The following is a 23,981-nucleotide window of genomic DNA, read 5'->3' on the forward strand; positions in this document are numbered from 1 at the left end:
CCCAAGCGAATCCCGAACGCCTGACCGGCGAAGATGCCCCGCCGTCACCCCATCGAGTGACCACAAGCCGGGCATAAGATCACATACCGCACTCTGAAACCGGCAGCATCACTGAAACCGATTCAGGCCGGGCCCGATTCAGCGCCGTCGTGCCGGTCACCGGACCGGACGCGCCCGTCCGGTGGCTCAGCCCCGACGCGGACCCGGACCGCGGATCCGAGCACTGGGAACTCGAACTCGTCACCTCGGGCGAGGACGACGCGGCGCAGCTCATCGTGGACGAACGCACCGGCGGTTTCATCGGCCAGTTCCCCCTGCGTCAGGGTTCCGCACCCCGGGTCCTGTACTTCAAGTGCGCGGACGACGGCCGCCTGCAACTGTGCGACCAGGCGCCGCTGGTCGTCATGTCGGGGGTCGGCCGGTCCGCCGACGGCGGGATCTCACTGGAGGGCCGCTATCCGCTTCCCGGAAGTTACGCATTCGACGTAGTCCTGCGGCACGCGGGTGGCAACGGCGTGCAGGTCCATCCCGCGCACGCGGTGGACGGCCTGTTCACCGCGGTCTTCCCGGCCGCTGTCACGATCCCCGGGGGAGGCGTCCTGCCGCTTCGCTACGGTGTCTGGGAGATCCTCACCCGCCCGTCCGGCGGCCTCCAGGAGACGCCCGTCTATCTGACACCGGGCGGGAAGGCCGGTCTTCCGTCGACGGCTGCGGCCGGCGGTAAGGAGGTACGTCTCAACCACCGGTGGTACGACCGCGTGGTCCTGCACGCCGAGCCCACTCTCGCGCCCGGTGAGCGCAGTGCGTTCGCGCAGCGGGTCCAGCGCAGCGAGGTCTACCCGGCGGCCCGGCGGCTGCCGTTGCGGGACGCGGTGCTGTACGACGTGTTCAGCGGGCGCGGATACGTCGACTCGCCGCGTGCGGTGCATCAGGAGTTCGTCCGCCGGGGAAGCGCGCTGGAACACCTGTGGGCCGTCGAGGACGGCCAGGCCGACCTGCCGGCCGGGGTCACCGCCGTCCGGCACACGAGCCCGAAGTGGTACGAAGCCCTGGCCCGCAGCCGCTACATCGTCGGCAACACCCACCTCCCCTCCTGGATCGGGCGACGCGCCGGCCAGGTGATCGCGCAGACGTGGCACGGGACTCCGCTCAAGCGCATCGGCCACGACTTCAGCAACGCGCACTTCGAGGACACGGGCTACCTCACGGACCTCGAACGCGAGGCGGCCCAGTGGGGCTTCCTCGTGTCCCCGAACGACTTCTCCACGCCGATCCTGAAGCGTGCTTTCCGTTACGACGGCGAGATCCTGGACTGCGGCTACCCGCGCAACGACGTGCTGTTCAGGGCCGACCGGCACACCAGAGCCGACGCGGTGCGGCGTACGGTCGACCGGATGCTGGAGCTGTCCTGACGTTACGTCAGCGGACCACCGCTGGACGCCTGGGCCGTCCTGACGCGGCGCCGGCAGACAGAAGCCGGATGTCAGAGTCACCCTGACGCAGCGCCGGCCACCGCATCGGGCGCACGCAGCACAGCGAGCTCTACATCAACCCGTTCATGGCGGTGTACTTCACCGTCGAACTCCAGGCGCTGGCCGACCGGAACCGCTACCTGGACCGGCTCGAAGCGACGAAGTCGATCTGGGATGTGTCCTGGGCGATCTCGAAGTTCCGGGAGAACCAGGACCGCACCCGCCCGGCGCGGCTCTATCCGCACTGAGCACCCGCCATGCGCGCGCCCGACTGCACTGATCCGTCGTCAGGGGGCCTACGGGACCGGGTCGAAGCCACCACTCCCAGGGCGGCAGCGACGCAGCCGACCGGCCGTCAGCAGCATGGCGCGGCGCACCGGATACCGGTCCATGGCTTTGACCGCGTACGTGGAACAGGTCGGGGTGAAATTGCAGCACGGGGCCCGGGTCGGGCTCAGTTCGGAGCGGTAGCGCTCCACGGCGGTGCGCACCCGCCGGGTGACACCGCCCGCCCGGCGACGGGGCGCGAGGAGGCTGACGAGCGCGATCCACAGCAGCCGCACGCTGAACAGACTGATGAGGCAGGGGTCGCAGCCACCGTCACAACCGTCGCAGCAGTCCCCGGCGTGGTCCTTGCCGGATTTGCCGCTGGCGGACGGCTTATTGGGATCTGAGGCGCCGGCCTTGCCGGCCCTACCACCCTTGCCGCCCTTGTCGCTTTCACTCCCGGCCGCGAAGGGGTTACCACTCTGGTACGTGGGCTGTTCTGCGCTCCCGGACCCGCCGTCCGGCTGTATCGGATCCCCTGACTGTGGCGGATAGGACATCGACGGCTCCCCCCATGAAGCGAACGGACTGACCCCACGGAACCCGGAACGGCCCGCTGGACAGCGACATTATCGCCCGCCTGGGGCTGCGGCCGGCGTGATCAGGAGCCGATTCATTCCGTGACTGTCCGTCAGTACTGAGTCCATCCGAGAGCAGGTGCCGCAGGCAGGCCTTCGCCGTCCTGGACTTCGGACAACAGCGCTGGCACGTCCGGGCGGGAGGCCGCAAGGGCCCGCGCGAGGAGGTTCTCCTTCGTCCCGAAGTAGTAGACGGGCACCCGCGAACTTGCGCCGAACGCGGCGGCGGGTTCCAGGACTGCGAACGCCGGTCCAGGCAGCGGTAATTCACTGTCCCAGGAAGTCAGTTCGTGTAGTGCCCACACCAGCCACAACGCGCCACAGTTTCACGTATCGGGGTGCCGCTCCGTAGAACCGGCCTGGGTGACCGATCCGGCGGTGCCCGAAGGCGGTGTCCGATGTCCGAGACCAGACCCACGCACCCGTCGGAAGACCCCGGCACGACGGAGGTCACGCAGCGGCCCCGGGCCCGACGCGCCACCGACTGGGGGGCGCTCGCCGGGATCGTGTTCTTCATCCTGATCTCGCTCGTCGCCTTCTTCTTCGACGCGGATACTCCCGATCCGTCGGAGAAGGACGCCCCGGCCGACATGCGCAAGTGGCTGGACGATTCCTCCGACCGGACGATGGAGCTGGCGGGTGCCCAGCTCGAGGCGGTCGGAGCGGTCCTCTTCCTGACGTTCCAGCACCGACTGGCCCGCGCCTTCCCCGTCGCGGACCACCGGGACCGGGCGCTGCGGACCACGATGCTGGTCGGCGGCACGGTGTTCGCGGCACTGGCCACGGTCTCGGCCGCGGTCTCCGCGGCGGTCTCCGCGGCGGTCTCCGCGGCGGTCTCCGCGGCGGTCCCGCTCACCGAGGAGTTCAGCAGTGGCTACCAGGCGGACGCCGACGCCGCGCTGATGCTCACCGCGCTGTCGATCCTCGTCTTCACACTCGGCATGGTCGGGGCGACCGTGATGCTGTGGTCCGCCGCCCTGCTCGGCCGTCGCACCGGCGGGCTGCCGGGGTGGCTGACGTGGCCGGCGTTTGTCATCGCGGTGCTGTCGCTGGGCGCCTTCTGGCTGTTCGGCACGCCCGCGATACTGCTGGTGCTGTGGATTCTCGCAACAAGCGTCCACCTGCTGCGGCAACCGGTCGCCGAAACCTGATCAGGTCTCCTGCTGCCGCGCCCAGTCACTGACACCTGATCAGGTCTCTTTCAGCGGCTGGTAGTCAGCTTCGTCCACGCCGAAGGTCCAGGCCACGCCGGCCCGCGCGGTCCGGGTCGTCGGCGGGACGCGGAGCCAGTAGGTCCGGCTCGTCCCGTCGGGATCCGGCGTGGAGTTCAGCACCTCGACCATGACCACCGGCTCGTCGGCGGGCAGTTCGATCCGCCAGAGCGTTCCGGTGGTGTCGGTGTGCAGCGGCTTCGCACCGACCTCGGCGAGGTAGCGGTCGTAGCCGTGGATCTCCAGCATCACCCGGCGCAGCTCGGTGTTGGGTTCGTCGCGGATACGTCCGGCGGTGAGGCCCCCGTCGAGGGAGGCCACGAAGTCGGCGGGGACGGGCATGCCGCGCCACGCGTGCAGCGCGAACCCGTCCGGGAAGGCGAGCGCGGGGCCGTCGCCGCGGTGCAGCCGGGCGTGCTCGTCGCGGTGGAGGCTGGAGGGCCGTTCGGCGACGAGGACGACGTTTTCGTACGGCCACCACCAGCCGGCCGTCCTGGCCACCCGGCCGAGCGCTTCCAACTGCCCTGTACTGTCAGTCAGCTCGGGGAAGCAGCGGCGCAGTCCGTCGAAGGCTGCGAGCCACGGGGCGTCGTGCTGGCCGCCGAGGGCGTCGAGGGTGGCGGCCCGGACCTGGCCGGGGGTTTTCGCCAGGCCGGGAGCGAGTTCGACTTCGCGGGCGGGCAGCGTCGCCCGTACGGATGCCTCGATGCCTTGGCGGATACGGGTGGTCAGGCCGGTCGTGGGGTCCCACAGTCGCCCGGCGACCTCCCGCCAGGCGCCGGCCCAGCCGGTCTGGCCGAGCAGCGCCGCGGCCTGCGCGCGCGCCCGCTCCCACGGTTCGGTGCGCAGTTGTTCGCGCACACCGCGTCCCGCGTCGGCCATTGGGATCCGGGTCAACGGGACGCCCGCGGTGGTGAGTTCGTCGCGTCGGCAGGTCCCGGAGACCACGGTTGCGGCAACGGCCGCCGCCAGGGGTGACCCGTACCAGACGATTTTCTTCGGCTCGGCGAGCCCGGCGGCACGGTAGGCGTCGCGGATCGCAGTTTCGGCCTGTCCCCGGTCGGCGGGGCCGGTCGCGGCGGCGACGCCGGCCCACTCCCGGGCCCGGTCGGCGAGGACGGCCCGGTGGGTGAGGGTGAGTTCGACGGTGGTCACGCGTGCGGCTCCTGGGTCGTGCCGGTCGGGCAGTCGGACGGTCGGGCAGTCGGGCAGTCGGGCAGTCGGGCAGTCGGACGGTCGAACGGACGGTGGGACGGACTGTCGCTCGGGCAGTCGCTCGGTGGGATCAGTCAGCGACGATGCGGACCGCGCCGGGGAGGTATTCGCGCTGCCGCATGACGCGGTACCAGCCCTTGGGGAGCGGGATCGCCGCGTGCTCCTCGTGCACCACGCGGGTCGGCGCGTCGAGCTTCAGATGCCCGATGACCGCCGGTGCCGGGTCCAGGTGCAGGGTGCCCGCGCCGACGACGGCGTGCGCGTGGCCGGTGACCTCGCCGAGCGCGAGGACGATGCGCCCGCGGCCGTCCCAGGTCCGCGTGGGCAGGTCCTCGCCCCCTTCCGGCAGAGCTTCTTCGCGGATCGGCAGCAACAGGATGTCGCCCTGGCGGTACATGCGGAACTCCCCTGGGAAGTCGGTGTTGCGGCTCCGCACGCTATCTCCGGGCCCTGACACGGCAGGGTCGAAGGGGGTTGAAGAGGGTTGAAGACCGATATCCCCGAAATGGTGGTCATCCGTGAAAAATGATCACGATTTCGGGAATGTCGATCTTCGGACGGCAAACGGCAACAGCGCGGGTGCGGTACGGAATTCCGTACCGCACCCGCGCTGTTGCCGGGCGTTCCTACATATAGCCGGGCGTTCCTAGTACAAGTGGCACGCCACCGAAGTGGTCGCCTCCACCAGCTTCAGCCGCGGGTCGGACGCCTCGGCGAAGGACACGACGACCTTGCCGTCCCGTACGGCGAGCGAAGTGACGCCCCGCCAGAAAGGTTCCTCCGGCTGCTCGTCGCGGAGCTTCTCCAGGTAGACGACGACCGCCTCGGCACTGTTGCCGTGTCCGGGGGCCACGGTGACGTCCCGGTTCAGGCCGGGGACCTCCAGGATCCCCAGGTCCCCGAACAGCGCCCGCTCAGCGGCGGCGGTGTCGGGTGACTCCAGCCAGCGGCCCTCCAGGAGTGCCTTGAGGTCGCGGGCCTCCCAGCCGCAGGCTGCCACGGCGACCGGGCAGCGCGGGTGGAAGGAGCAGCCGAGCGGCGGGCGCGCCGCGTCGGGGATCTCGCCGCGCGGCAGTTCGCGCGGGACGGCCGCCCGGTGCGGGTCGGGGTCAGGGATGGCCCCGAGCAGCGCCTTGGTGTACGGGTGCTTGGGGTCCGCGAAGATCTCCTCGGCGGTGCCGAGTTCCACGATCCGGCCCAGGTACATGATCGCGATGCGGTCGCAGAAGAACTTCGCGGACGCCAGGTCGTGGGTGACGTAGACGTACGTGAGGTCGAGGTCCCGCTTCAGGTCCAGGAACAGCTGGAGGATCTTGGCCCGCACGCTCATGTCGAGCATGGAGATGGGCTCGTCGGCGACGACCAGGTCGGGGCCGGCGATGATGGCCCGGGCCAGGACCGCGCGCTGCTTCTGGCCACCCGACAGGTCGGACGGGAACTTGTCCAGGAAGAGCGAGGCGGGCGACAGGCCCACCTTCTCCAGCGTCGCGGCGACGAGCGCACGGCGCTTGTCGGCGTCCGTCTCGATCTTGTGGATCTCCAGCGGGTGACCGACCGCGGTCGCGATGGTCATCGCCGGGTTGAGCGAGGCGTGCGGGTCCTGGAAGACCATCTGCAGCTGCTTGCGCAGCGGGCGCATCTGGGATTCCTTGAGCCCGACGAGCTCGCGCCCGAGGTAGTCGATGCTGCCGCCGGTGGCTTTGGTGAGGCCCAGGAGGGTGCGCCCGAGGGTCGTCTTCCCTGAGCCTGACTCGCCGACCAGGCCGAGGACTTCGCCCTTGCGAAGGGTCAGCGAGATACCGTCGACGGCCTTGACAGCGCCGACACTGCGGCCGAGGAGGGAACGGCCCAGGGGGAAGTGGACTTCGAGGTCCTTGATGTCCATCAGGATACCGGCGCCGACTGTGGAGTCGGCGTCGACCAGGGGCTCAGGCTTCGTCAGCAACGCGGATCTCCTCACGCTCAAGCGGCTTGCGGTCGTCGGCGGAGAGCATCTCCACGACGGGGAGCCAGCAGGTGGACCGGACGCCCGACGGGAAGGTGACCTCCGGGGGTTCCTGCGTGACGCAGCCGCGCATCGCCGATTCGCAGCGCGGGTTGAACCGGCAGCCCGCGGGCGGGTCGGCCAGGTCCGGCGGGGATCCGGGGATGAAGTGCAGGCCGGTGGTCTTGAGCGAGATCGTCGACTTGAGCAGCGCCTGGGTGTACGGGTGCTGCGGGTTGGCGAAGACCTCGCGGGCGTCACCCTGTTCGACGATGTGCCCGGCGTACATCACCGCGACGCGGTCGCAGGCCTCGGCGACGATGCCGAGGTTGTGGGTGATGAGGACGAGGGACGTGTCGAAGTTCTTCCGCAGGTCGGCCAGGATGCGGATGATCTGCGCTTCGACCAGGACGTCGAGTGCGGTGGTGGGTTCGTCGGCGACGACGAAGGCCGGCCGCAGGACGAGGGCGAGCGCGATCATGATGCGCTGGCGCATGCCGCCGGAGAACTCGTGCGGGTAGCTGTGGTAGCGGGACGGCGGGATGCCCATGCCGCGCAGCGCGCCCAGCCCGCGTTCCTTGATCTCCGCCTTGGACAGCTTCGGGTGGTGGACCTTGATGGTCTCCTCGAAGTGCCCGGAGATCTTGAGCAGCGGGTTGAGCCGGGTCATCGGCTCCTGGAAGATCAGGCCGAGTTCCGGGCCGCGCAGCTTCGCGAGTTCCTTCGTCGACTTGCCGACGAGGTTGTCGCCCTTGAAGGAGACTGTGCCGTCGACGCCGCTGCCTTCGGGGAGCAGGCCGAGCAGACCTCGTCCGAGGGTGGACTTGCCGCAGCCTGACTCGCCGACGACACCGAGGGTCTCGCCGGGCCTGATGTCGAGGCTGACGCCGTCGACCGCGGTGACGGGGCCCTTCTCGGTGCCGTACCAGACCCGCATGTCGCGGACGGAGACCACGGGTTCCCGTACGACGACGGGTTCGGCGGGTTCACGGACCGCTTCCACAGAGGTGGTCACTTGGCAGCCTCCTCAGCGACAGGCAGGGTCACGGTCGTACGGGCCGCGCCGCGCGCGGGCGGGGTGACCTTGACGATGCGGCGCTTGCGCAGGGTCGGGTTGAGCGCGTCGTTCAGGCCTTCACCGACGAGGGTGAAACCGAGGATCGCGAGGATGATCGCGACACCGGGGAAAGTGGCGGTCCACCACATGCCGGCGCCGATGTCGTCCATCGAGCGCTGTAGGTCGTAGCCCCACTCGGCGGCCTCGGTCGGCTGGATGCCGAAGCCGAGGAAGCCCAGGCCGGCCAGGGTGCCGATCGCGTCGGCCGCGTTCATCGTGGTGATGACCGGCACCGACTGGATGACGTTGGAGAAGACGTACTTGCGGATGACGGTGACCGGCTTGGCGCCCATCGCGCGGGCGGCCTCCACGTAGGTCGCCTCGCGGGCGGACAGTGTGGAGGACCGGACGACTCGGAAGTACTGCGGGATGTACACCACGGTGATCGCCAGTGCGGCCGTGACCACGCCGCCGCCGGGGACGTCGGTGAACAGGAACGCCGCGACGATGGCCAGCAGCAGGTACGGGAACGCGAACAGCGTGTCCATGACCAGCATGAGGATGCGGTCCAGCCAGCCGCCGAAGTAGCCGGACAGGAGTCCGAGCAGCACGCCGATGATCAGCGAGAACACCACGGCGAGGACCATGACCTCAAGGGCCGTACGGGCGCCCCAGACGACGCGGGAGAGCACGTCGAGGCTCTGCACGGTCGTGCCGAACAGGTTCTTGCCGCCGGGCTCACCCTGTTTGGGGAAGCGTTCGCTGCCGTCCTTGTAGGTGTCGAAGTCGTACGGGGCGATCAGCGGCGCGAACACCGCCATCAGCACGAAGCACGTGGTGAGCACCAGGCCGGTCCACAGCATGAACTTCGCCATGCCCTGCGCCTGACCGATGGGGGCGAGCGTCCGGCGCAGCGCGCCGGCCTTCTTGCCCGTCGCGGCCTGCTTGGGCGCCGCAGCCTCGGCCGGGGGTGTCTGAACAGTCGTCATCAGTACCGCACCCTCGGGTCGATCAGCGCGTTCACGAAGTCGATCAGCATGCTGATCACCACGACGGTCAGGGCGATGAACGTGACGATGCCCTGGACCGCGATGTAGTCGCGCGCGTTGAGGTAGTTGATCAACTGCAGGCCGATTCCGGGCCAGTTGAAGGTCTTCTCGGTGAGTACGGATCCACCGAGCAGCAGGGCGACCTGCATGCCCAGGACGGTGATCACCGGGACCAGGGCGTTGCGGAAGGCGTGCCGCGTGACGACTGAGCGCTCGCCGATGCCGCGGGCGCGGGCGGCCTCGATGTAGTCGCCCTTGAGCGTCTGGATGACGTTGACCCGGACCATCCGGATGAAGACGCCGACGATGAGCAGGCCGAGGGTCGTCGCCGGGAGGATCAGGTGCTGGACGACGTCCCAGATCGCGGTGGTGTCACCGGCGATGATCGCGTCGACGATCAGGATGTGCGTCTGGGTGGGGATGTTCAGCTGCACCAGTGGTGACGCCTGTCCTGATCCTGGCAGGATCCCCAGGTTCGAGGAGAAGAACAGCTGGGCGAGCAGTCCGACGACGAAGACCGGCGCGGCGTACGTGATGGTGCCGAACAGACGCGCGACGACGTCGAACGCGGAGTCCCGGTACCGGCCGGCGAGCAGCCCGACGGGCAGCCCGATCAGGACCGCCACGATGAGCGCGGCGAGCGCCAGCGTCAAGGTGGCACCGCCGTTCTCCACGATGATGTCGATGACCTTGCGGTGATCGGAGATCGTCGTGCCGAAGTCGCCGGTCAGGACGTTGCCGATGTAGTCCCCGTACTGGGCGTACAGCGGCCGGTCGAACCCGGCGGCATGCTGTTTTTCGGCGATCTGAGCCGCTGTCATCTTCGATCCGCCCGCTGAGGCGGTGACGGGGTCGCCCGGTGCCACCCTCATGAGGAGGAATACGAGCGTCAGCAGGATCAGCACCATCGGGACGGCGAGGGCGAGTCGGGTTACGACGTACCGGCCCAGTCCCCCGGATTTCTTACTCATATCGGCGGGCTTCCTTCGTGAAACGACAGCGGGCGCGGGCGGGGTGCGACCCCCGCCCGTGCCCGGTGTGCGTCCGGAACCTTGAGGTTCGGACTACTTCTTGGCCATGGTCCAGAAGCTGAGCAGGTAGGAGGTGTCGAGGGTCTTCTCGACACCGGTCACACCGGTGCGGACCACGGCGATCTGCTTGCCCTGCCACAGGGGCAGGTAGGGCACGTCGTCAGCGGCGATCTTCTGGAGTTCGACGAACGCCTGCTTGCGCACGGCCTGGTCGCTGGAACCCTGTTCCTTGGAGAGCAGGTCCTTGACGACCGGGTTGTCGTACTTGACGTGGAACGTGCCGTCCGGGACCAGGAAGGGCGCCAGGTAGTTGTCCGCGTCCGGGAAGTCCGGCTGCCAGCCGGCCCCGAAGGCGCCGTACTCACTCGCGCCGAAGGCCTTCTTGTAGGCCTCCCACTCGGTGGTCTTCAGCTCGACCTTGAACAGGCCCGAGGCGTCCAGCTGACGCTTGATCTCGGTGTACTCGTCCGCGGTGGTCGCGCCGTAGTGACCCGGGTTGTACCAGATCGTCAGGTTCACGGGGGCCTTGACACCGGCCGCTTCGAGGATGCCCTTGGCCTTGTTGACGTCCGGCGCGCCGTACTTCTCCTTGAAGGCGTCCGTGTGGCCGTCGAAGCCGTTGGCGACCAGGGAGTACAGCGGGTCGACCGTACCGTTGTAGGCCTGCTTGATCATGGCCTCGCGGTCCACGACCTGGGCGACGGCCTGCCGGACGGCCTTGTTGTCGACCGGTGCGTTCTTGGTGTTGAAGGTCAGGAAGCGGATCGCCGAGCCGGGGCCGTCGATCACCTGGAGGCCGGAGCTGGCCTTGCCGCGCAGGTCCGTGATGTCCGTCGGCGACAGGCCCTGGGACGCGATGTCGACCGTGCCCTTCTCGACGGCCTGCTTGAGCGCGGACGGCTCGGAGAAGTACTGGATCACGAACTGCTTGTTCGCGAGCTTGATGTCGCCCTTGTACTTGCCGTTCGCGACGAACGAGGCCAGCTGGCCCGGCGTGAACTTGTCGAGCGTGTACGGCCCGGAGCCGACAAGCTTGCCGTTGTCGATCAGCTTGTCCGCCGGGTAGACCGCGGACGGCACGATCGCGCCGACCTCGGTGGCGATGACGGAGGCGAAGGTCGCGTCGGGCTTGCTCAGGTGGAACGTGACGGTCTTCTCGTCAGGCGCGTCGACCGAGTCCAGCGACTCGATCAGCGAGACCGGCCCGTTCGCGTCCTTGATGGTCTTCATGCGGTCGAAGGAGAACTTGACGTCCTTCGAGGTCAGTGGTGTGCCGTCGGAGAAGGTCAGACCGGCCTTGAGCCCACAGGTGTAGGTCTTCGCGTCGGTGAAGCTGCACTTCTCGGCCGCGTCCGGGACGGCCGTGACGCTGCCCTCCGGGTACCGCATGAGCTTCTGGAAGCTGTTGCGGATGATGTTCCACGACGGCAGGTCGTAGGCGCCGGCCGGGTCCATGGAACCGACCTTGTCGGTGGTGCCGAGGATGACGGCGCTGCCGCCCCCCGCCGAACTCTTCTTGTCGTCCGAGCCGCAGGCCACCAGTGAGGTGGCCGCGACTATGCCGGCCGCTGCTGCGGCGACGACGCGCTTGGTACGTGCCATGGAGTGTGATCCCTCTACCCGGGGCCGGATGTTGGACACCCGGCGCTACTGGGAGGGGACAGTAGCCGCCGAAAGCCCATCTGCACCCAAAATGAATTGTTGCGTGATCATCACGGATCGAACACGTGAAGATCTCTCTAAGCCCATGTGGCGGTCATGAGCGACTTCATCCGAGGTGACAGGATGCCAGAACCTTGGAATCGAAGAACGATGTCCCGGTCCGTCCTTCATCTCCATCTCGGTGTGACGGTGGGCACAGCGACAGGGATCACAGACCCGATTCTGCACTAAAGACAATCAAACGCGGGCATTCATCTCAGTAGCTCCACAACACTGGAAACCAGCGCAGAATCGGGCAGATCGCCAACATGATCACGACCTGCCCGACCCACCCTCTGTGTCGGATATCGGACGGTTGTGTCCGACTAGCGGACACAACCCTTATTCCGTACGGATGGCAAGGACCCGGCCTGGACCTTCAGTGGCCGCCTAGCGCACTGAGCATGCCGACGATCTTCTCCGGCGCTCCGGGACGGGCGAAATACCACCCCTGCCCGGCGTCGCAGCCGATCGCCCGCAGCCGATCGGCCTGGACCTCCGTCTCGACACCCTCCGCGGTGACCGTGAGGCCGATCGCGTGCGCGAGGCCGACCAGCGAGGCCACGATCTGACCGTCCACCGGATCGGAGTCCTGCGACATCCGCAGCCCGTCCACGAACGAGCCGGCGATCTTCAGCTCGCACACCGGCAGGTGCCGCAGATAGGCCAGGTTCGAATAGCCCGTACCGAAGTCGTCGATGGCGATCCGCACGCCCATGTCCGCGAGCTCCCGCAGGCGCTCCAGAGGCCGGCCGTCGGCGGCCATGATCTGGGACTCGGTCAGTTCGAACTGGAGTCGGCCCGCGTCCAGGCCGGTGTCGGCGAGCACCTGCACGACCTGGCCCACCAGGCCGGGGTCGTGGCACTGCCGTTCGGCCAGGTTCACGCTGACGAACGGCGCCGGACGGGTGGCCTGCCCCTGCCAGCCCTGCGCCTCCCGGCACGCCTGCTCCAGGACGTACATGCCCAACGGCACGATCAGCCCGGTCTCCTCCGCGAGGCCGATGAACTTGTCCGGGCCGATCAGCCCGTGTTCGGGGTGCTGCCAGCGCACGAGCGCCTCGACACCGGCCACGCCGCCGTCGGCCAGGGAGACCAGCGGCTGGTAGTCGACGATGAACTCACCGTTGCGCAGCGCCTCCGGCATCTGCGCGGACAGCGTGTAGCGGGCCACCTCGCGGTCGTTGCGGTCGGTGTCGAACGCCGTCCAGCGGTTGCGGCCGTCCGACTTCGCCCAGTAGAGCGTGATGTCCGCGGCGCGCGCGGTGTCGGCCGGGGAGGTCCCGGCGACGGGGCGCTCCACGATGCCGATGCTGGCCGCGACCGAGAGTTGGTGCCCGCGGATGCGGTACGGCTCGCGCAGCACTTGCAGCAGTCCCTCGGCGAGTGCGGTGACCTGTCCGGTGCCGGTCGAGTGGTCGATGAGGACCATGAACTCGTCACCGCCCATCCGGGCGAGCAGGTGACCGTGTCCCGTCACGTACTGATCGAGTCTTCGGGACACGGCCACCAGGAGTTGGTCGCCGACGTCGTGGCCGAGGCTGTCGTTGACGGCCTTGAAGCCGTCCAGGTCCACGTAGCAGAGGCCGATGCGGTCGTCGGGCCCCGCTCTGTCGAAGACTTCGTTCAGCCGCTCGAAGAACAGTGTGCGGTTGGGGAGCCCGGTCAGCGGGTCGTGCAGTTCCTGGTGGCGCAGCCGGGTGTAGAGCAGCTGGCGGTCCGTCACATCCTCGATCATGGCGACGATGTACTTCGGCCGCCGCTGCGGGTCCCGGACCAGGGACACCGTCAGGTGGGTCCACAGCTGGTCGCCGTCGGACCGCCGGTAGCGCTTGCGGGCCTGGAAGCGGTCGCGGTCACCGGACACGAGCTGTTCGTACCAGGCCCAGACCTCGCCACCGTCGTCCGGGTGGACGAAGTTGGAGATGCCGGTGCCGCGCAGCGCTTCGATGCTGGAACCGAAGATCTCCGCCATGGCGGCGTTGACGTCGATGATGACGCCGTCCATGCCGGCCACGCCGATCCCGAGGGCGGCCTGGTCGAAGACGGCCCGGAAGCGGGCCTCACTGGTGTGCAGGGCATGCTCGGCGAGTTCGCGGACACCGGCGACGGCGTCGTGGATCGCCTGCTGCTCGGCGAGGATGCGGCGGCCGAGGGCCTGCGTGTACCCGGCGGCCAGGGCGCCCTGCAGGACCGATACGCGCTCGCCGAGGACGTCCGGGTCCTGGCCGAGCGCGCCGGCGTTGACCCGCAGCCGGTTCCACCAGGTGCCGGCCAGCGCGAGGGTGCGTTCCAGGGTGGCCGAGTGGGTGAAGTGGGCGGCCACCAGGTCGGCGCCGACCTGCCGCGCGGGTTCGGTGGAGAAGCTGCCCGGCGGGACCAGGAGCGACTCGGCGAGCCGGGCGGCGAGGCTGCGCAGGCGGCGTTCGGCGTCGGGGCGCAGCGGCGGGGGCGGAAGTGGCGGGCCGTCAGGTCCGGTGCCGCGGCGATCGGCTCCGGGCGTTCCGGCTTGGGAGGCCTGCGGGTGCGGGCGTCCGGCACCGTCGGCCGGGGCCGCGGGTGCCGGCGGCGGACCTGCAAGTGCCGGACCTGCAAGTGCCGGGTCATCAGTGGACAGTCCGGCAGGCGGCTGCCCCACCGGAGGCAGCCCCACCGGAGGCAGCCCCACCGGAGGCAGCCCGGCGAGCGGCGGCCCCACCGGGGCCTTCCCCGCCGCGGGCGATCCGATGAAGTCCGGCGACTCGACGCCGGCGATGGCGTGGGCCCACTCCCGGGCGAAGGCCACGATGCCCGCCGCCCTGATGTGGGCCTGTGCGGCGGTCGTGCCGGTGACGCCGCCATGTGCGCGGCGGCGTCCGGGGTACGTCCCCGGCGCGCGGTCCGTCGTGGGCGCGCCGTCCACGCCGGGCGCGGCGGCCACTGTGCAGGGCGCGTCGGGGGCGGGGAGCCCCCGGGCGGTCTGTTTCCCGTTCGTCCCGTCCGCGGCCGTCACGACAGCCGCCGTTCGGGCAGTGGTCCGGGAATGTTCGCCCCGGCCCTCGTCGCAGCACCGCGGTGGTGTCCGCCGATCCGGTCGCAGGCCCCTGTCCTGAGTCTTCCCGGGGGCTGTGAGCACAGCGGCTGACGCCGCGGGCCCCCGGACCTCCAGCAGGAACCCCCGGTGGCCCGGCCGACGCGGAACGTCCCGGCAAGTCGGCCCGCAGTAAAACGCTCCACTACCCCGCCTTTCCTTATCCCAGGATCCGTGTCAGGGCGGTCCGGGTTCCGTCCCCCGGAGCGTTCCGCCCGATGCGTGATCTTCAACGACGGTATCCGGAGTGGTGCGCGGACGTCTCACACTCTCCCCGGTCACGAGGAGCGTCACTCCCCGGAGGAAGCGCCGACATGTGATGGTGTTCCGCCCGTCACATTTCGCTCGGGTGGTGTTCACCGGTGGATCACCGGAGCGGGTTCTGTCCGCTCCGGAGCGTCGGCCGGACCGGACCGGGTGGTGCCCGGCTGATCCGTACGCCCGCGCGCGCCGTCGGCTGCACGATAGTCCGCGTTCCCCCTCAGGGGTGAAGGCATGTCGACCAAGTCACCGGTACGAGTGGTCCGGCGGACGCGTCACCGGACCGCAAGCGTGCCAGCGGCCCGTACCCACGGATGTGGGTACGGGCCGCTGGGGTCACTCGCACGGGGTGGACCACGGACGGATGGAAGGTGGGCGCGCGGGCCGGGAAACCCGGTGTATGACCGGGGGTCAGGCGGCTACGGCCGCTCCGTTACTGGTTGTTGCCGGGACGAGCGCGAGGCGCAGGACTTCGCGGACGTCCGCGACGGCGTGCACGGTGAGCTGGGCGAGGACCTCGGCCGGGACGTCGTCCAGGTCTGCCTCGTTGCGCTTGGGGATGAGCACCGTGGTGATGCCCGCCTGGTGGGCGGCGAGGAGTTTCTGCTTGACGCCGCCGATGGGCAGGACCCGGCCGGTGAGGGACACTTCACCGGTCATCGCGACGTCGGGGCGCACGGGGCGTCCGGACAACAGCGAGGCCAGTGCCGTGGTCATGGTCACACCGGCGCTCGGCCCGTCCTTCGGGACGGCCCCGGCCGGGACGTGGATGTGGACTCCACGCTCCTTCAGGTCGCCGACGGGCAGTTCCAGTTCGGCACCGCGGGCCCGCAGGTAGGAGAGCGCGATGTGCGCGGACTCCTTCATCACGTCGCCGAGCTGTCCGGTGAGCGTGATGCCACTGGCCCCCGTCTCCGGGTCCGCGAGGGACGCCTCGATGAAGAGCACGTCGCCGCCGGCGCCGGTGACGGCCAGTCCGGTGGCCACGCCGGGGACGGCCGTGCGCCGCTCACTCTTGTCGAGCCGGCTCTCGGGAATGTGCCGGGGACGGCCGAGGTAGCCGCGGAGGTCGGGCTCGTCTACGACGATGGCGGGCACTGCGACTGTGACGACGGCAGGCGCAGCGTCTACGACGACAGGGGACGCATCGTCCTTCCCGCCGATGTCCTTCCTGCCGGTGTCCTCTCCGGCAGCGGGCTGACTGTCGCCGGCGGCCTTGACCCCGGTCCCGTCCAGCGCCTCCTTGGCTGCGATCTTCCGCAGCACCCGGGCCAGCGAGCGTTCGAGCGTACGGACGCCTGCCTCGCGGGTGTACTCGACCGCGAGTGCGGTGAGCGCCGCGTCGGTGAACGAGACTTCACCGGCCCGCATCCCCGCCTTGTCGAGCTGACGGGGCAACAGGTGGTCGCGGGCGATGGTGACCTTCTCGTGCTCCGTGTAGCCGTCGAGGGTGACCAGTTCCATGCGGTCCAGGAGGGGCCCAGGGATCGAGTCCAGAACGTTGGCCGTGGCGAGGAACACCACGTCCGACAGGTCGAGTTCGACCTCGAGGTAGTGGTCGCGGAAGGTGTGGTTCTGCGCGGGGTCGAGAACTTCGAGGAGGGCCGCCGTCGGGTCGCCGCGGTAGTCCGCACCGACCTTGTCGATCTCGTCGAGCAGGACGACCGGGTTCATCGAACCGGCGTCCTTGATGGCGCGGACGATGCGACCCGGCAACGCACCGACGTAGGTGCGGCGGTGGCCGCGGATCTCCGCCTCGTCGCGGACGCCGCCGAGGGCGACCCGGACGAACGAACGCCCCATCGCTCTGGCGACCGACTCGCCCAGGGAGGTCTTGCCGACTCCGGGCGGGCCGACGAGCGCCAGCACGGCACCGGAACGGCGACCGCCGACACTGTGTCCGTCAGCGGCTTCGCCTAGGGCCAGACCGCGATCCACCCGGCGCTTGCGCACCGCCAGGTATTCGACGATCCGCTCCTTCACGTCGTCCAGGCCCGCGTGGTCGGCGTCCAGGACTGCACGGGCTCCGGCGATGTCGTAGGAGTCCTCCGTACGCGTGTTCCACGGCATTTCCAGGACGGTGTCGAGCCAGGTCCGGATCCAGGACCCCTCGGGTGAGGCGTCTGAGGAGCGTTCGAGCTTGTCGACCTCCTTGAGCGCGGCCTTGCGGACCTTCTCCGGGAGTTCTGCGGCCTCGACGCGGGCGCGGTAGTCCTCCTCCTCGGAGGACGGGTCGCCGTTGATCTCCGCCAGTTCCTTCCGGACGGCGGCGAGCTGCTGACGCAGGAGGTACTCGCGCTGCTGCTTGTCCATGCCCTCCTGGACGTCCTTGCGGATGGTCTCCGCGACGTCCATTTCGGCCAGGTGCGCGCGGGTCCAGCCGACGACCAGTTCCAGCCGCTCGCGGACGTCCGCGGTCTGCAGGACCTGGGTCTTCTGTTCCATGGTCAGGTACGGGGCGTAGCCGGAGTTGTCCGCGAGCGTGCCGGGGTCGGTGATCTTCTGGACGAAGTCGACGACCTGCCACGCGCCGCGCTTGGTGAGCATCGTGGTGACCAGGGCGCGGTAGTCCCGGGCCAGGTCCCGGACCTCGTCGGCGTCCGCGCGCTCGTCGACGGCCTCGTCCTCAAGGCGTACAGCCTCGACCCACAGGGCGGCGCCAGGGCCGGTCGTGCCCAGGCCGATGCGGGCGCGGGCGACGCCGCGGACCACCACGGCGGCCTCACCGTCGGGCAGCCGCCCTATCTGTTCGATGACCCCGAGTGTGCCGACCGCCGGGTAGTTCCCGTCGGTACGCGGCACCAGGAGGATGCGTGGCTTACTCGTCTTGTCACCTGAGGCTGCGCGGGCGGCGTCCACCGCGGCGCGGGTCTCGGCGTCGTCCAGTTCCAGCGGGACGACCATGCCCGGGAGCACCACGATGTCGTCGAGGGGCAGTACCGGCAGAGTCAGAGTTCCGGTGGTGGGCGTCTCGCTCATCTTGAGTCCCCTCATGTCAATCAGTTGCTGTGACTTGACTCAAGAAACAAGAGCCCGGGTTTCTTCCCCCGGAACACCGGAACCCCGTTCGCTGGGAGCGAACGGGGTTCCGACGAGCCCGAAACGGCCGTCGTACGGTCCTGAACCAGTCCCGTACGACATCTTTTCGATTGTCCGGAATCAGTCCTTCTTGTGGAAGAAGCCCGACTTGCGTTCCGCCGGCTCCGGGGCGTCCTGCGCGGCCCACTCGGTGGTGCCGCCGATCTGGCGCTCCGGCTTCCGGTCCCCGTCCGGCATGTCCTCCGGCGCGATGTGCTCGCCCGAGCGCGCCGCGGACAGTTCCTCGACCCGGGCGGCGGACGCGGCGGCCTCATCCGCGAGCGGGGCGACCTCGGCCTCCCGGACCATGCCGACGACCCGGCGTCCCGTCAGGCCCAGGCTGACCATCGTGAGGCCGTCGAACAGCAGGGCGAGGGAGACGAAGGTGCCGATCGCGTAGACACTGCTGCTCGGCCATTCAGCGAGCACCATGAGGCCCAGGACCAGGTCGAACACACCGACCATGACCGTCCAGATCATCCGGGCGGACATGCTCGCGATGCCGCCGACGACGCGGAACAGACCGGCGGTGAGCAGCAGCAGTGCGACGAACAGGGTGAAGGACGCGGCGGCGGCCTCCGGCTTGCGGATGATGATCACGCCGGCCGCGATGTTGAGTGCGGCGACCGCGACGACCAGCCAGTACGCGTTCTCCTTGCGTGCCTGGACCGCCTGCACGAGGCCGACGACGCCGCCGATGAGCAGCAGCCAGCCGAACAGCAGCATCGTGGTGAGTGTCGCGAACGCGGCATAGCCCAGGCCGACGAAACCGCCGAGCATCAGGACAGCCCCGAGGAACACCACCACCCCGAAGCCGAACCCGGCGTTCCCGGTGTGCGTCTGCGCTTCTTTTTCTTTCTTCCTGAAACCGGCCATGGTGTGCTCCTCAGGACGGACCGCAGCCGTCCCCGGGGCGTCGACACGGCCGAGGAGCGGCCCAACGGGCTGCGCCTACCCTTACAGACTGGTCATACCCGCAAGATCACTCTTCGATGTGCGTTTTATGTCCGATAACCACACGGATGGGGTGCTCCGCACGGTGTCCAGCCCCGCGTCCGGCCCCGCGTCCGGCCCCGCGTTCGGCCCCGCGTTCGGCCCCGCGTTCGCCCCTGCTGTTCAGCCTTGTGTCCGGTCCCGCGTCCGGCCCTGCTGTTCAGCCCTGTGTCCGGTCCCGTGTCCGGTCCCGTGTTCCTGTGCGGCGGCCGGCCCGCGCTCAGCGCCCGCTCGACAACGCCAGCGGCCCGTGCCCGTGCCCGGGCCCTCCGCCGAGGGCCGGACGCGCCATCGGGACCGGCGGCACGGGCAGCCCCGTCGGCCGCGAGTCAGGCAGCCCAAGGAAGTGCCGCCGCAGCACGTTCTTGTCCACCCGGTCGTCGGGTGTCCGCGGGAGCCTGGCCACGACCCGGATGAACCGGGGGCGCATGTACGCGGGCAGCGACGTGGTGCACCAGTAGTGCACACCCGCCGGGTCCAGGTGCACCCCGGGCTCGCCCTCGACGTACAGCACGATGTCGTCGTCCAGGAGTCCGTCCACGCCGTCGACGGACTCGCCGGGCACCCCGAACACCGCCCCGAGCGCGATCCGCGGGTTCTGGTTGACCAGGTCTTCGATGTTGTACGCGGAGATGTCCTCACCGCCGGCCCGGATCCGGTCGACCGTCCGGTCGACGAAGTACACGAAGCCGCTGTCCGGGTCCTGGGCCACCGCGTCGCCGGTGTGCAGCCACAGGTTGCGCAGCGCCTCGCCGGTGGCCGTGCCGTCCCCGGCGTACTCCCGCATGACCAGGTTCGGCAACCGCGGCCGGACCGCGAGCTCACCCACCGTGCCGGGCAGGCAGGGCCGGTCCCGGTCGTCGAGGACCGCCACCTCCAGGAACGGCAGCGGGGCCCCGAGCAGGCCCTTGCGGGTCACGTCGGCACCCGCCAGTACGGGCACGCCGAGGGCGGCGCAGGCCTGGGCGACCTGGTCGTGGTCCAGGCCGCGGCGCAGTGGCGCCGGGGTCCCGGTGCCCGGCTGGAGTTCGTCCACCACGCAGGCCAGCGGCATCCCTGATTCGGTGTGGCTGTACGTGCTGACGGTGAAGTCGACGCCGAAGCGGCGGGCGAAGGCGCTGTGCGTGGCCGGGAGCCCGGACAGCCACACCTTGGACAGCGGGTTGTCCGCGTCGTGCGGCTGGACGGGCGCGCCGAGCAGCCAGTCGACGGCGCCGGGCGGCAGGACGGCCTGGCTCGCGCCGGTCCGGATGACGCGCTCCCAGAAGCGGCCCGGGTGGAAGCGGTCCCACAGCGACACCGTCGCCCCGGTGTACGCGGCGCGGACCACCGTGCCGAGCGCGGCGTCGATGCGGTGCATCGGCAGGTCCGTGTACAGGACTTCGTCGGAATCGGTGAGGAAGCGCGGCAGGGCGGCGTACTGGGCGACCCAGCGGTGGCACTGCACGACGCCCTTGGGGCGTCCGGTGACACCGGCGGTGTGCCAGACCGCCGCGGTGTCGTCGGGCCGTCCGGCCCGCCCGGGGGGCGGTGTACGGCCGAGGAACCGGCCGTACTCGACGTCCTCGAAGCCGTGCGGCGGCCTGGGGCCGACGGCGTCGTGCACGGTCACCCGGGGCGGGGTCCGCAGGTGCGGGCGGATCTGTCCGAGGCCGCGCAGGAGGTCGCACTCCGTGACGAGCAGGGCCGGGGCGAGTGTCGTGAGCTGGTCGAGGAGCAGCCCCGGGCCCGCTTCCGGGTCGATGGGGCAGTAGACCGCCCCGGCCTTCCAGGACCCGAGCATCCACAGTGCCCCCGCGTACGGGCTGCGGCAGTGCACCGCGACCCGGTCCCCGCGGCGGACGCCGAGCTGGGCGAGGTTGCCCGCGATGGTGTCGGTGGCCCTGGCCGCCTCGGCGTAGCTGAGGTCGAGTCCCTGTTCGCCGTAGTGGATGAACACCGCGAGTGGTGTGCGCTGCGCCCAGGCGTCGAGCGCCTCGGTGACGCTCAGCCCGTCGGCCGCGAGCAGCTCGACCAGCCGTGCGTCTATCCCTGCGAGATTGCCCGTGACGATCATGTCCGCGTTCCTGTCCCCGGTTTGCGGTACCTGTCCTGTGCGACCGCCGAGCCTGTCCTGGGCGACCGCCGGGCACCTGGACGCAATGATCAGCGATCAACACATGAGCGTATCGCTCTTCCCGCACGGCCGGACAGGACTTAACATCGCGGTGCCCGTCAGGCTCGACACTGTGTTGATTTCTTGCACGTCGACCAGGTCGACCACGCCGGTTCCCTGCACCCCGGTCTGGCGGACGATCAGCTGCAGCATCGAAGGATCGCTTCGAACGGAGGAACTGCACTGTGCCACCCCTGAACCGCGTACTTACCGCGGATGAGATCCGTGGGCGGGTGCGCGACCTGGCCGCCGCCCAAGACCCCGCCAGCACCGACCCCGCCGAATTCCTCGGTGCCCGCTTCGACGCGGGCCTCGCCTGGGTCCACTTCCCCGCCGGCAGCGGCGGACTCGCCGCGTCGCGCGCCCTCCAGCAGGTCGTCGAGGACCAGCTGGCCGCCGTCGGCGCCCGCCCGTCGAGCCCGATGCGCAATCCGATCGGCCTCGGGATGGCCGCGCCGACCATCGCCGCGCACGGCACCCCGGAGCAGAAGGAGCGCCTCCTGCGCCCACTGTGGACCGGCGAGGAGGTGTGGTGCCAGCTGTTCAGCGAGCCGGGCGCCGGTTCCGACCTGGCCGGGCTCGCCACCCGCGCGGTGCGGTCGGCGGACGGCACCGAATGGGTCGTCAACGGGCAGAAGGTGTGGACCTCGCTCGCGCACAAGGCCAGGTGGGCGATGCTGATCGCGCGCACCGACCCGGACGTCCCCAAGCACCAGGGACTGACGTACTTCTTCCTGGACATGACGGCTCCCGGCGTCGAGGTGCGCCCGCTGCGCCAGGCCACGGGGCAGGCCGAGTTCAACGAGGTATTCCTCACCGATGTGCGCATCCCCGACTCGATGCGCTGCGGTGAAGTCGGCCAGGGCTGGGCGATCTCCAACACCACCCTGATGAACGAACGGGTGGCCATCGGCGGCGGCGCGGCAGCCCGGGAGAGCGCGCCGGTCAGCGCGGTCGCCCGGACCTGGCGTGACCGCGAGGACCTGCGCACCCCAGGACTGCACGACGCGGTCCTGCGGGCCTGGGTGGAGTGCGAGGCGGCCCGGCTGGCCAACGAGCGCACCCGGCAGCAGCTGGCGGCCGGTTCGGTCGGTCCTGAGGGTTCCGCCGGGAAGCTCGCCTTCGCCCGGCTCAACCAGGACGTCACACGCCTGTGGCTGAACCTGCTCGGCGAGGAGGGACTCGGCTACGACGACTACGAGTTCCGCCGCGTGGAACTGGAAGTGCGCGACGGAGCCAGGCACCCGGGTTACTACTACCTCCGGGCGAAGGGCAATTCGATCGAGGGGGGCACCTCCGAGGTGCTGCGCGGCGTGATCGCCGACCGGGTCCTCGAACTGCCGCGCGAGCCGCGTACCGACACCAAAGTGCCCTGGAAGGAGATCCCCCGGTGAGCAACGTCCCCATCACCAGTCCCGACATCCCCTCCCTCCTCTACAGCGAGATCGAGGAGGACCTGCGCGGCACCCTGAGTGCCGTGCTGGCCGGCCGCTGCGCGCCGCAGAGCGTCATCGCCCGGCTCGACGGGGACCAGCCGTACGACGAGAGTCTGTGGAAGACGGTGGCCGTCGAACTCGGCCTGGCCGGACTGTTGATCCCGGAGCTGCTGGGCGGGGCCGACGCTTCGGCCCGGGAGGTCGCGGTGGTCCTGGAGGAACTGGCCAAGGCGGTGGCGCCCGTCCCGTACTTCGCCAGTGCGGTCCTGGCCACCACGGCGCTCCTGGCCTGCGAAGTCACGGACGTACGGGACAACGCGCTGCGCGGTCTCGCCGACGGCAGCCGTACGGGGACCCTGGTCGTCGGCGCCACCAGCCGGGCCGACTCCGCTTTCCCCGAGTCGGTCACCGTGACCGTCGACGGCACCGTATCCACCCGGGGGACAACCCCCGGACCCCCGGCACTGCTGCTCACCGGGACGGTGCACACGGTCCTGGCCGCGGACATCGCCGACCTGCTGGTCGTGCCCGCGACCATCGAAGGCACCCCGCACCTCATGCTCGTCGAGGGCTCGGCGACCGGGCTGTCCCGGGCCCCCGTGCCGAGTCTGGACGCCACCCGGCCGGTCGGCACGGTCACCTTCGACGGCGTACGGGCGACCCTCATCGCGGGTCCGGACGCCGCCGCGGCGATCCTCACCCGCACGCTCACCCACGGGGCCGCTCTCCTGGCCTCGGAGCAACTCGGCGTCGCCGAGCAGGCGTTGGACACCGCGGTGGCCTACCTGAAGTCCCGGCGCCAGTTCGGCCGCCCGATCGGCTCCTTCCAGGCGCTGCGGCACCGTGCGGCCGACGTGTGGGCCCAGGTGGCCACCGCCAGAGCGACGGCCCGCTACGCGGCCTCCTGCGTGGCCGAGGAGTCCCCGGACACGGCGATCGCCGCGGCGCTGGCCCAGGCGTACTGCGGCGACGTCGCGGTCACAGCCGCGGAGGAGTGCGTACAGATGCACGGCGGCATCGGGTTCACCTGGGAACACCCGGCGCACCTCTACCTGAAGCGCGCGATGGCCTGCTCGCTGCTGCTCGGCACCGCCGACCGCTACCGGACCCAGCTCGCCGGCCTGGTCGATCTCCCCGCCTGACAGGCGAAAACCGCTTTGGTACGGGAGAACCCGTACCAAAGCGGTTTCTTGTCGCCTCAGCTGAACATCGAAACGATCTCGGCGACCGCCACCACCATCGCGACCAGCCACAGCGCTCCCGCGCCCCAGACCAGCCAGCCGCGCCAGTCGTGCGGCACGGCGAACCGGCTCCGGGGAGCCTGACCGGCCGGGGTCACCGGCATATCCGGGGTCTCACTCAT

General features: G+C 69.9%; 20 protein-coding genes. 5 read left to right on the forward strand and 15 right to left on the reverse strand.

The genetic code is table 11. From position 1 onward, the window contains the following. Window positions 1-149: 149 nt before the first annotated feature. Window positions 150-1,412 (forward strand): CDP-glycerol glycerophosphotransferase family protein, encoded by a 1,263-nt coding sequence (locus AC0Z36_RS24835; protein WP_485465265.1) that lies wholly within the window; start codon window positions 150-152, stop codon window positions 1,410-1,412. Between the two features lie 146 nt (window positions 1,413-1,558). Next, complete coding sequence (locus AC0Z36_RS24840) at window positions 1,559-1,720, forward strand: hypothetical protein (protein ID WP_485465266.1); 162 nt, start codon at window positions 1,559-1,561, stop codon at window positions 1,718-1,720. Between the two features lie 48 nt (window positions 1,721-1,768). On the opposite strand, the gene yidD is transcribed toward AC0Z36_RS24840, so the two are convergent. Beyond that, entirely contained in the window at window positions 1,769-2,299 is a 531-nt protein-coding gene (yidD, locus tag AC0Z36_RS24845; protein WP_485465267.1) for a membrane protein insertion efficiency factor YidD, read from the reverse strand. Window positions 2,300-2,430: 131 nt separating this feature from the next. Further along, a complete protein-coding gene (locus AC0Z36_RS24850; RefSeq protein ID WP_485465268.1) occupies window positions 2,431-2,682 on the reverse strand; it encodes a hypothetical protein in 252 nt (83 codons plus the stop codon). A 93-nt stretch (window positions 2,683-2,775) separates the two neighbouring features. On the opposite strand from AC0Z36_RS24850, the gene AC0Z36_RS24855 reads away from it, so the two are divergent. Further along, window positions 2,776-3,528, forward strand: coding sequence for a hypothetical protein (locus tag AC0Z36_RS24855; protein ID WP_485465269.1), 753 nt, complete (start codon window positions 2,776-2,778; stop codon window positions 3,526-3,528). Between the two features lie 39 nt (window positions 3,529-3,567). Here AC0Z36_RS24855 and AC0Z36_RS24860 read toward each other — a convergent pair whose 3' ends face one another. The 12 genes from AC0Z36_RS24860 to AC0Z36_RS24915 form a co-directional block, all read right to left on the reverse strand. Continuing rightward, a complete protein-coding gene (locus tag AC0Z36_RS24860) occupies window positions 3,568-4,743 on the reverse strand; it encodes a DUF6745 domain-containing protein (RefSeq protein WP_485465270.1) in 1,176 nt (391 codons plus the stop codon). A gap of 130 nt (window positions 4,744-4,873) precedes the next feature. Next, on the reverse strand, window positions 4,874-5,200 hold the full coding sequence (locus tag AC0Z36_RS24865) for a hypothetical protein (protein WP_485465290.1): 327 nt from the start codon (window positions 5,198-5,200) through the stop codon (window positions 4,874-4,876). 249 nt (window positions 5,201-5,449) lie between these two features. Continuing rightward, the gene (locus AC0Z36_RS24870; protein WP_485465271.1) at window positions 5,450-6,748 is read right to left on the reverse strand and encodes an ABC transporter ATP-binding protein; all 1,299 of its coding nucleotides are present in this window, start codon (window positions 6,746-6,748) and stop codon (window positions 5,450-5,452) included. After that, on the reverse strand, window positions 6,732-7,802 hold the full coding sequence (locus AC0Z36_RS24875; RefSeq protein WP_485465272.1) for an ABC transporter ATP-binding protein: 1,071 nt from the start codon (window positions 7,800-7,802) through the stop codon (window positions 6,732-6,734). The genes AC0Z36_RS24870 and AC0Z36_RS24875 overlap by 17 nt, the downstream gene beginning before the upstream one ends. Further along, the gene (locus AC0Z36_RS24880; RefSeq protein WP_485465273.1) at window positions 7,799-8,833 is read right to left on the reverse strand and encodes an ABC transporter permease; all 1,035 of its coding nucleotides are present in this window, start codon (window positions 8,831-8,833) and stop codon (window positions 7,799-7,801) included. The genes AC0Z36_RS24875 and AC0Z36_RS24880 overlap by 4 nt, the downstream gene beginning before the upstream one ends. Beyond that, window positions 8,833-9,864 carry an ABC transporter permease gene (locus AC0Z36_RS24885; RefSeq protein ID WP_485465274.1) on the reverse strand — a complete coding sequence of 344 codons (1,032 nt, stop codon included), beginning with the start codon at window positions 9,862-9,864 and terminating at the stop codon, window positions 8,833-8,835. The genes AC0Z36_RS24880 and AC0Z36_RS24885 overlap by 1 nt, the downstream gene beginning before the upstream one ends. A gap of 93 nt (window positions 9,865-9,957) precedes the next feature. After that, window positions 9,958-11,526: an ABC transporter substrate-binding protein gene (locus AC0Z36_RS24890; RefSeq protein WP_485465275.1), complete on the reverse strand. Its 1,569-nt coding sequence runs from the start codon at window positions 11,524-11,526 to the stop codon at window positions 9,958-9,960. Between the two features lie 478 nt (window positions 11,527-12,004). Then, window positions 12,005-14,617 (reverse strand): EAL domain-containing protein, encoded by a 2,613-nt coding sequence (locus AC0Z36_RS24895; RefSeq protein ID WP_485465276.1) that lies wholly within the window; start codon window positions 14,615-14,617, stop codon window positions 12,005-12,007. Window positions 14,618-15,367: 750 nt separating this feature from the next. Continuing rightward, the gene (lon, locus tag AC0Z36_RS24900) at window positions 15,368-17,935 is read right to left on the reverse strand and encodes an endopeptidase La (RefSeq protein WP_485465277.1); all 2,568 of its coding nucleotides are present in this window, start codon (window positions 17,933-17,935) and stop codon (window positions 15,368-15,370) included. A 180-nt stretch (window positions 17,936-18,115) separates the two neighbouring features. Next, complete coding sequence (locus AC0Z36_RS24905; protein ID WP_485465278.1) at window positions 18,116-18,910, reverse strand: HdeD family acid-resistance protein; 795 nt, start codon at window positions 18,908-18,910, stop codon at window positions 18,116-18,118. A gap of 337 nt (window positions 18,911-19,247) precedes the next feature. Then, window positions 19,248-21,083: an AMP-binding protein gene (locus tag AC0Z36_RS24910; RefSeq protein ID WP_485465279.1), complete on the reverse strand. Its 1,836-nt coding sequence runs from the start codon at window positions 21,081-21,083 to the stop codon at window positions 19,248-19,250. A gap of 96 nt (window positions 21,084-21,179) precedes the next feature. Continuing rightward, window positions 21,180-21,335, reverse strand: a complete 156-nt coding sequence (locus tag AC0Z36_RS24915) for a hypothetical protein (RefSeq protein ID WP_485465280.1) — start codon at window positions 21,333-21,335, stop codon at window positions 21,180-21,182. 32 nt (window positions 21,336-21,367) lie between these two features. On the opposite strand from AC0Z36_RS24915, the gene AC0Z36_RS24920 reads away from it, so the two are divergent. Both AC0Z36_RS24920 and AC0Z36_RS24925 read left to right on the forward strand, forming a co-directional pair. Then, window positions 21,368-22,576 carry an acyl-CoA dehydrogenase family protein gene (locus tag AC0Z36_RS24920; protein WP_485465281.1) on the forward strand — a complete coding sequence of 403 codons (1,209 nt, stop codon included), beginning with the start codon at window positions 21,368-21,370 and terminating at the stop codon, window positions 22,574-22,576. Continuing rightward, window positions 22,573-23,760 (forward strand): acyl-CoA dehydrogenase family protein, encoded by a 1,188-nt coding sequence (locus tag AC0Z36_RS24925; RefSeq protein WP_485465282.1) that lies wholly within the window; start codon window positions 22,573-22,575, stop codon window positions 23,758-23,760. Before AC0Z36_RS24920 ends, AC0Z36_RS24925 begins: the two co-directional genes overlap by 4 nt. A 56-nt stretch (window positions 23,761-23,816) precedes the next feature. On the opposite strand, the gene AC0Z36_RS24930 is transcribed toward AC0Z36_RS24925, so the two are convergent. Then, on the reverse strand, window positions 23,817-23,981 hold the full coding sequence (locus AC0Z36_RS24930) for a hypothetical protein (protein WP_485465283.1): 165 nt from the start codon (window positions 23,979-23,981) through the stop codon (window positions 23,817-23,819).

Source organism: Kitasatospora sp. UYEF31 (genome assembly GCF_057291755.1).

Coding starts and splice junctions, on each gene's coding strand:
- lon (WP_485465277.1), bottom strand. CDS start 17,935: ATGAGCGAGACGCCCACCACCGGAACTCTGACTCTGCCGGTACTGCCC.
- AC0Z36_RS24890 (WP_485465275.1), bottom strand. CDS start 11,526: ATGGCACGTACCAAGCGCGTCGTCGCCGCAGCAGCGGCCGGCATAGTC.
- AC0Z36_RS24840 (WP_485465266.1), top strand. CDS start 1,559: ATGGCGGTGTACTTCACCGTCGAACTCCAGGCGCTGGCCGACCGGAAC.
- AC0Z36_RS24865 (WP_485465290.1), bottom strand. CDS start 5,200: ATGTACCGCCAGGGCGACATCCTGTTGCTGCCGATCCGCGAAGAAGCT.
- AC0Z36_RS24885 (WP_485465274.1), bottom strand. CDS start 9,864: ATGAGTAAGAAATCCGGGGGACTGGGCCGGTACGTCGTAACCCGACTC.
- AC0Z36_RS24930 (WP_485465283.1), bottom strand. CDS start 23,981: ATGAGTGAGACCCCGGATATGCCGGTGACCCCGGCCGGTCAGGCTCCC.
- AC0Z36_RS24855 (WP_485465269.1), top strand. CDS start 2,776: ATGTCCGAGACCAGACCCACGCACCCGTCGGAAGACCCCGGCACGACG.
- AC0Z36_RS24880 (WP_485465273.1), bottom strand. CDS start 8,833: ATGACGACTGTTCAGACACCCCCGGCCGAGGCTGCGGCGCCCAAGCAG.
- AC0Z36_RS24905 (WP_485465278.1), bottom strand. CDS start 18,910: ATGGCCGGTTTCAGGAAGAAAGAAAAAGAAGCGCAGACGCACACCGGG.
- AC0Z36_RS24910 (WP_485465279.1), bottom strand. CDS start 21,083: ATGATCGTCACGGGCAATCTCGCAGGGATAGACGCACGGCTGGTCGAG.
- AC0Z36_RS24915 (WP_485465280.1), bottom strand. CDS start 21,335: ATGCTGCAGCTGATCGTCCGCCAGACCGGGGTGCAGGGAACCGGCGTG.
- yidD (WP_485465267.1), bottom strand. CDS start 2,299: ATGTCCTATCCGCCACAGTCAGGGGATCCGATACAGCCGGACGGCGGG.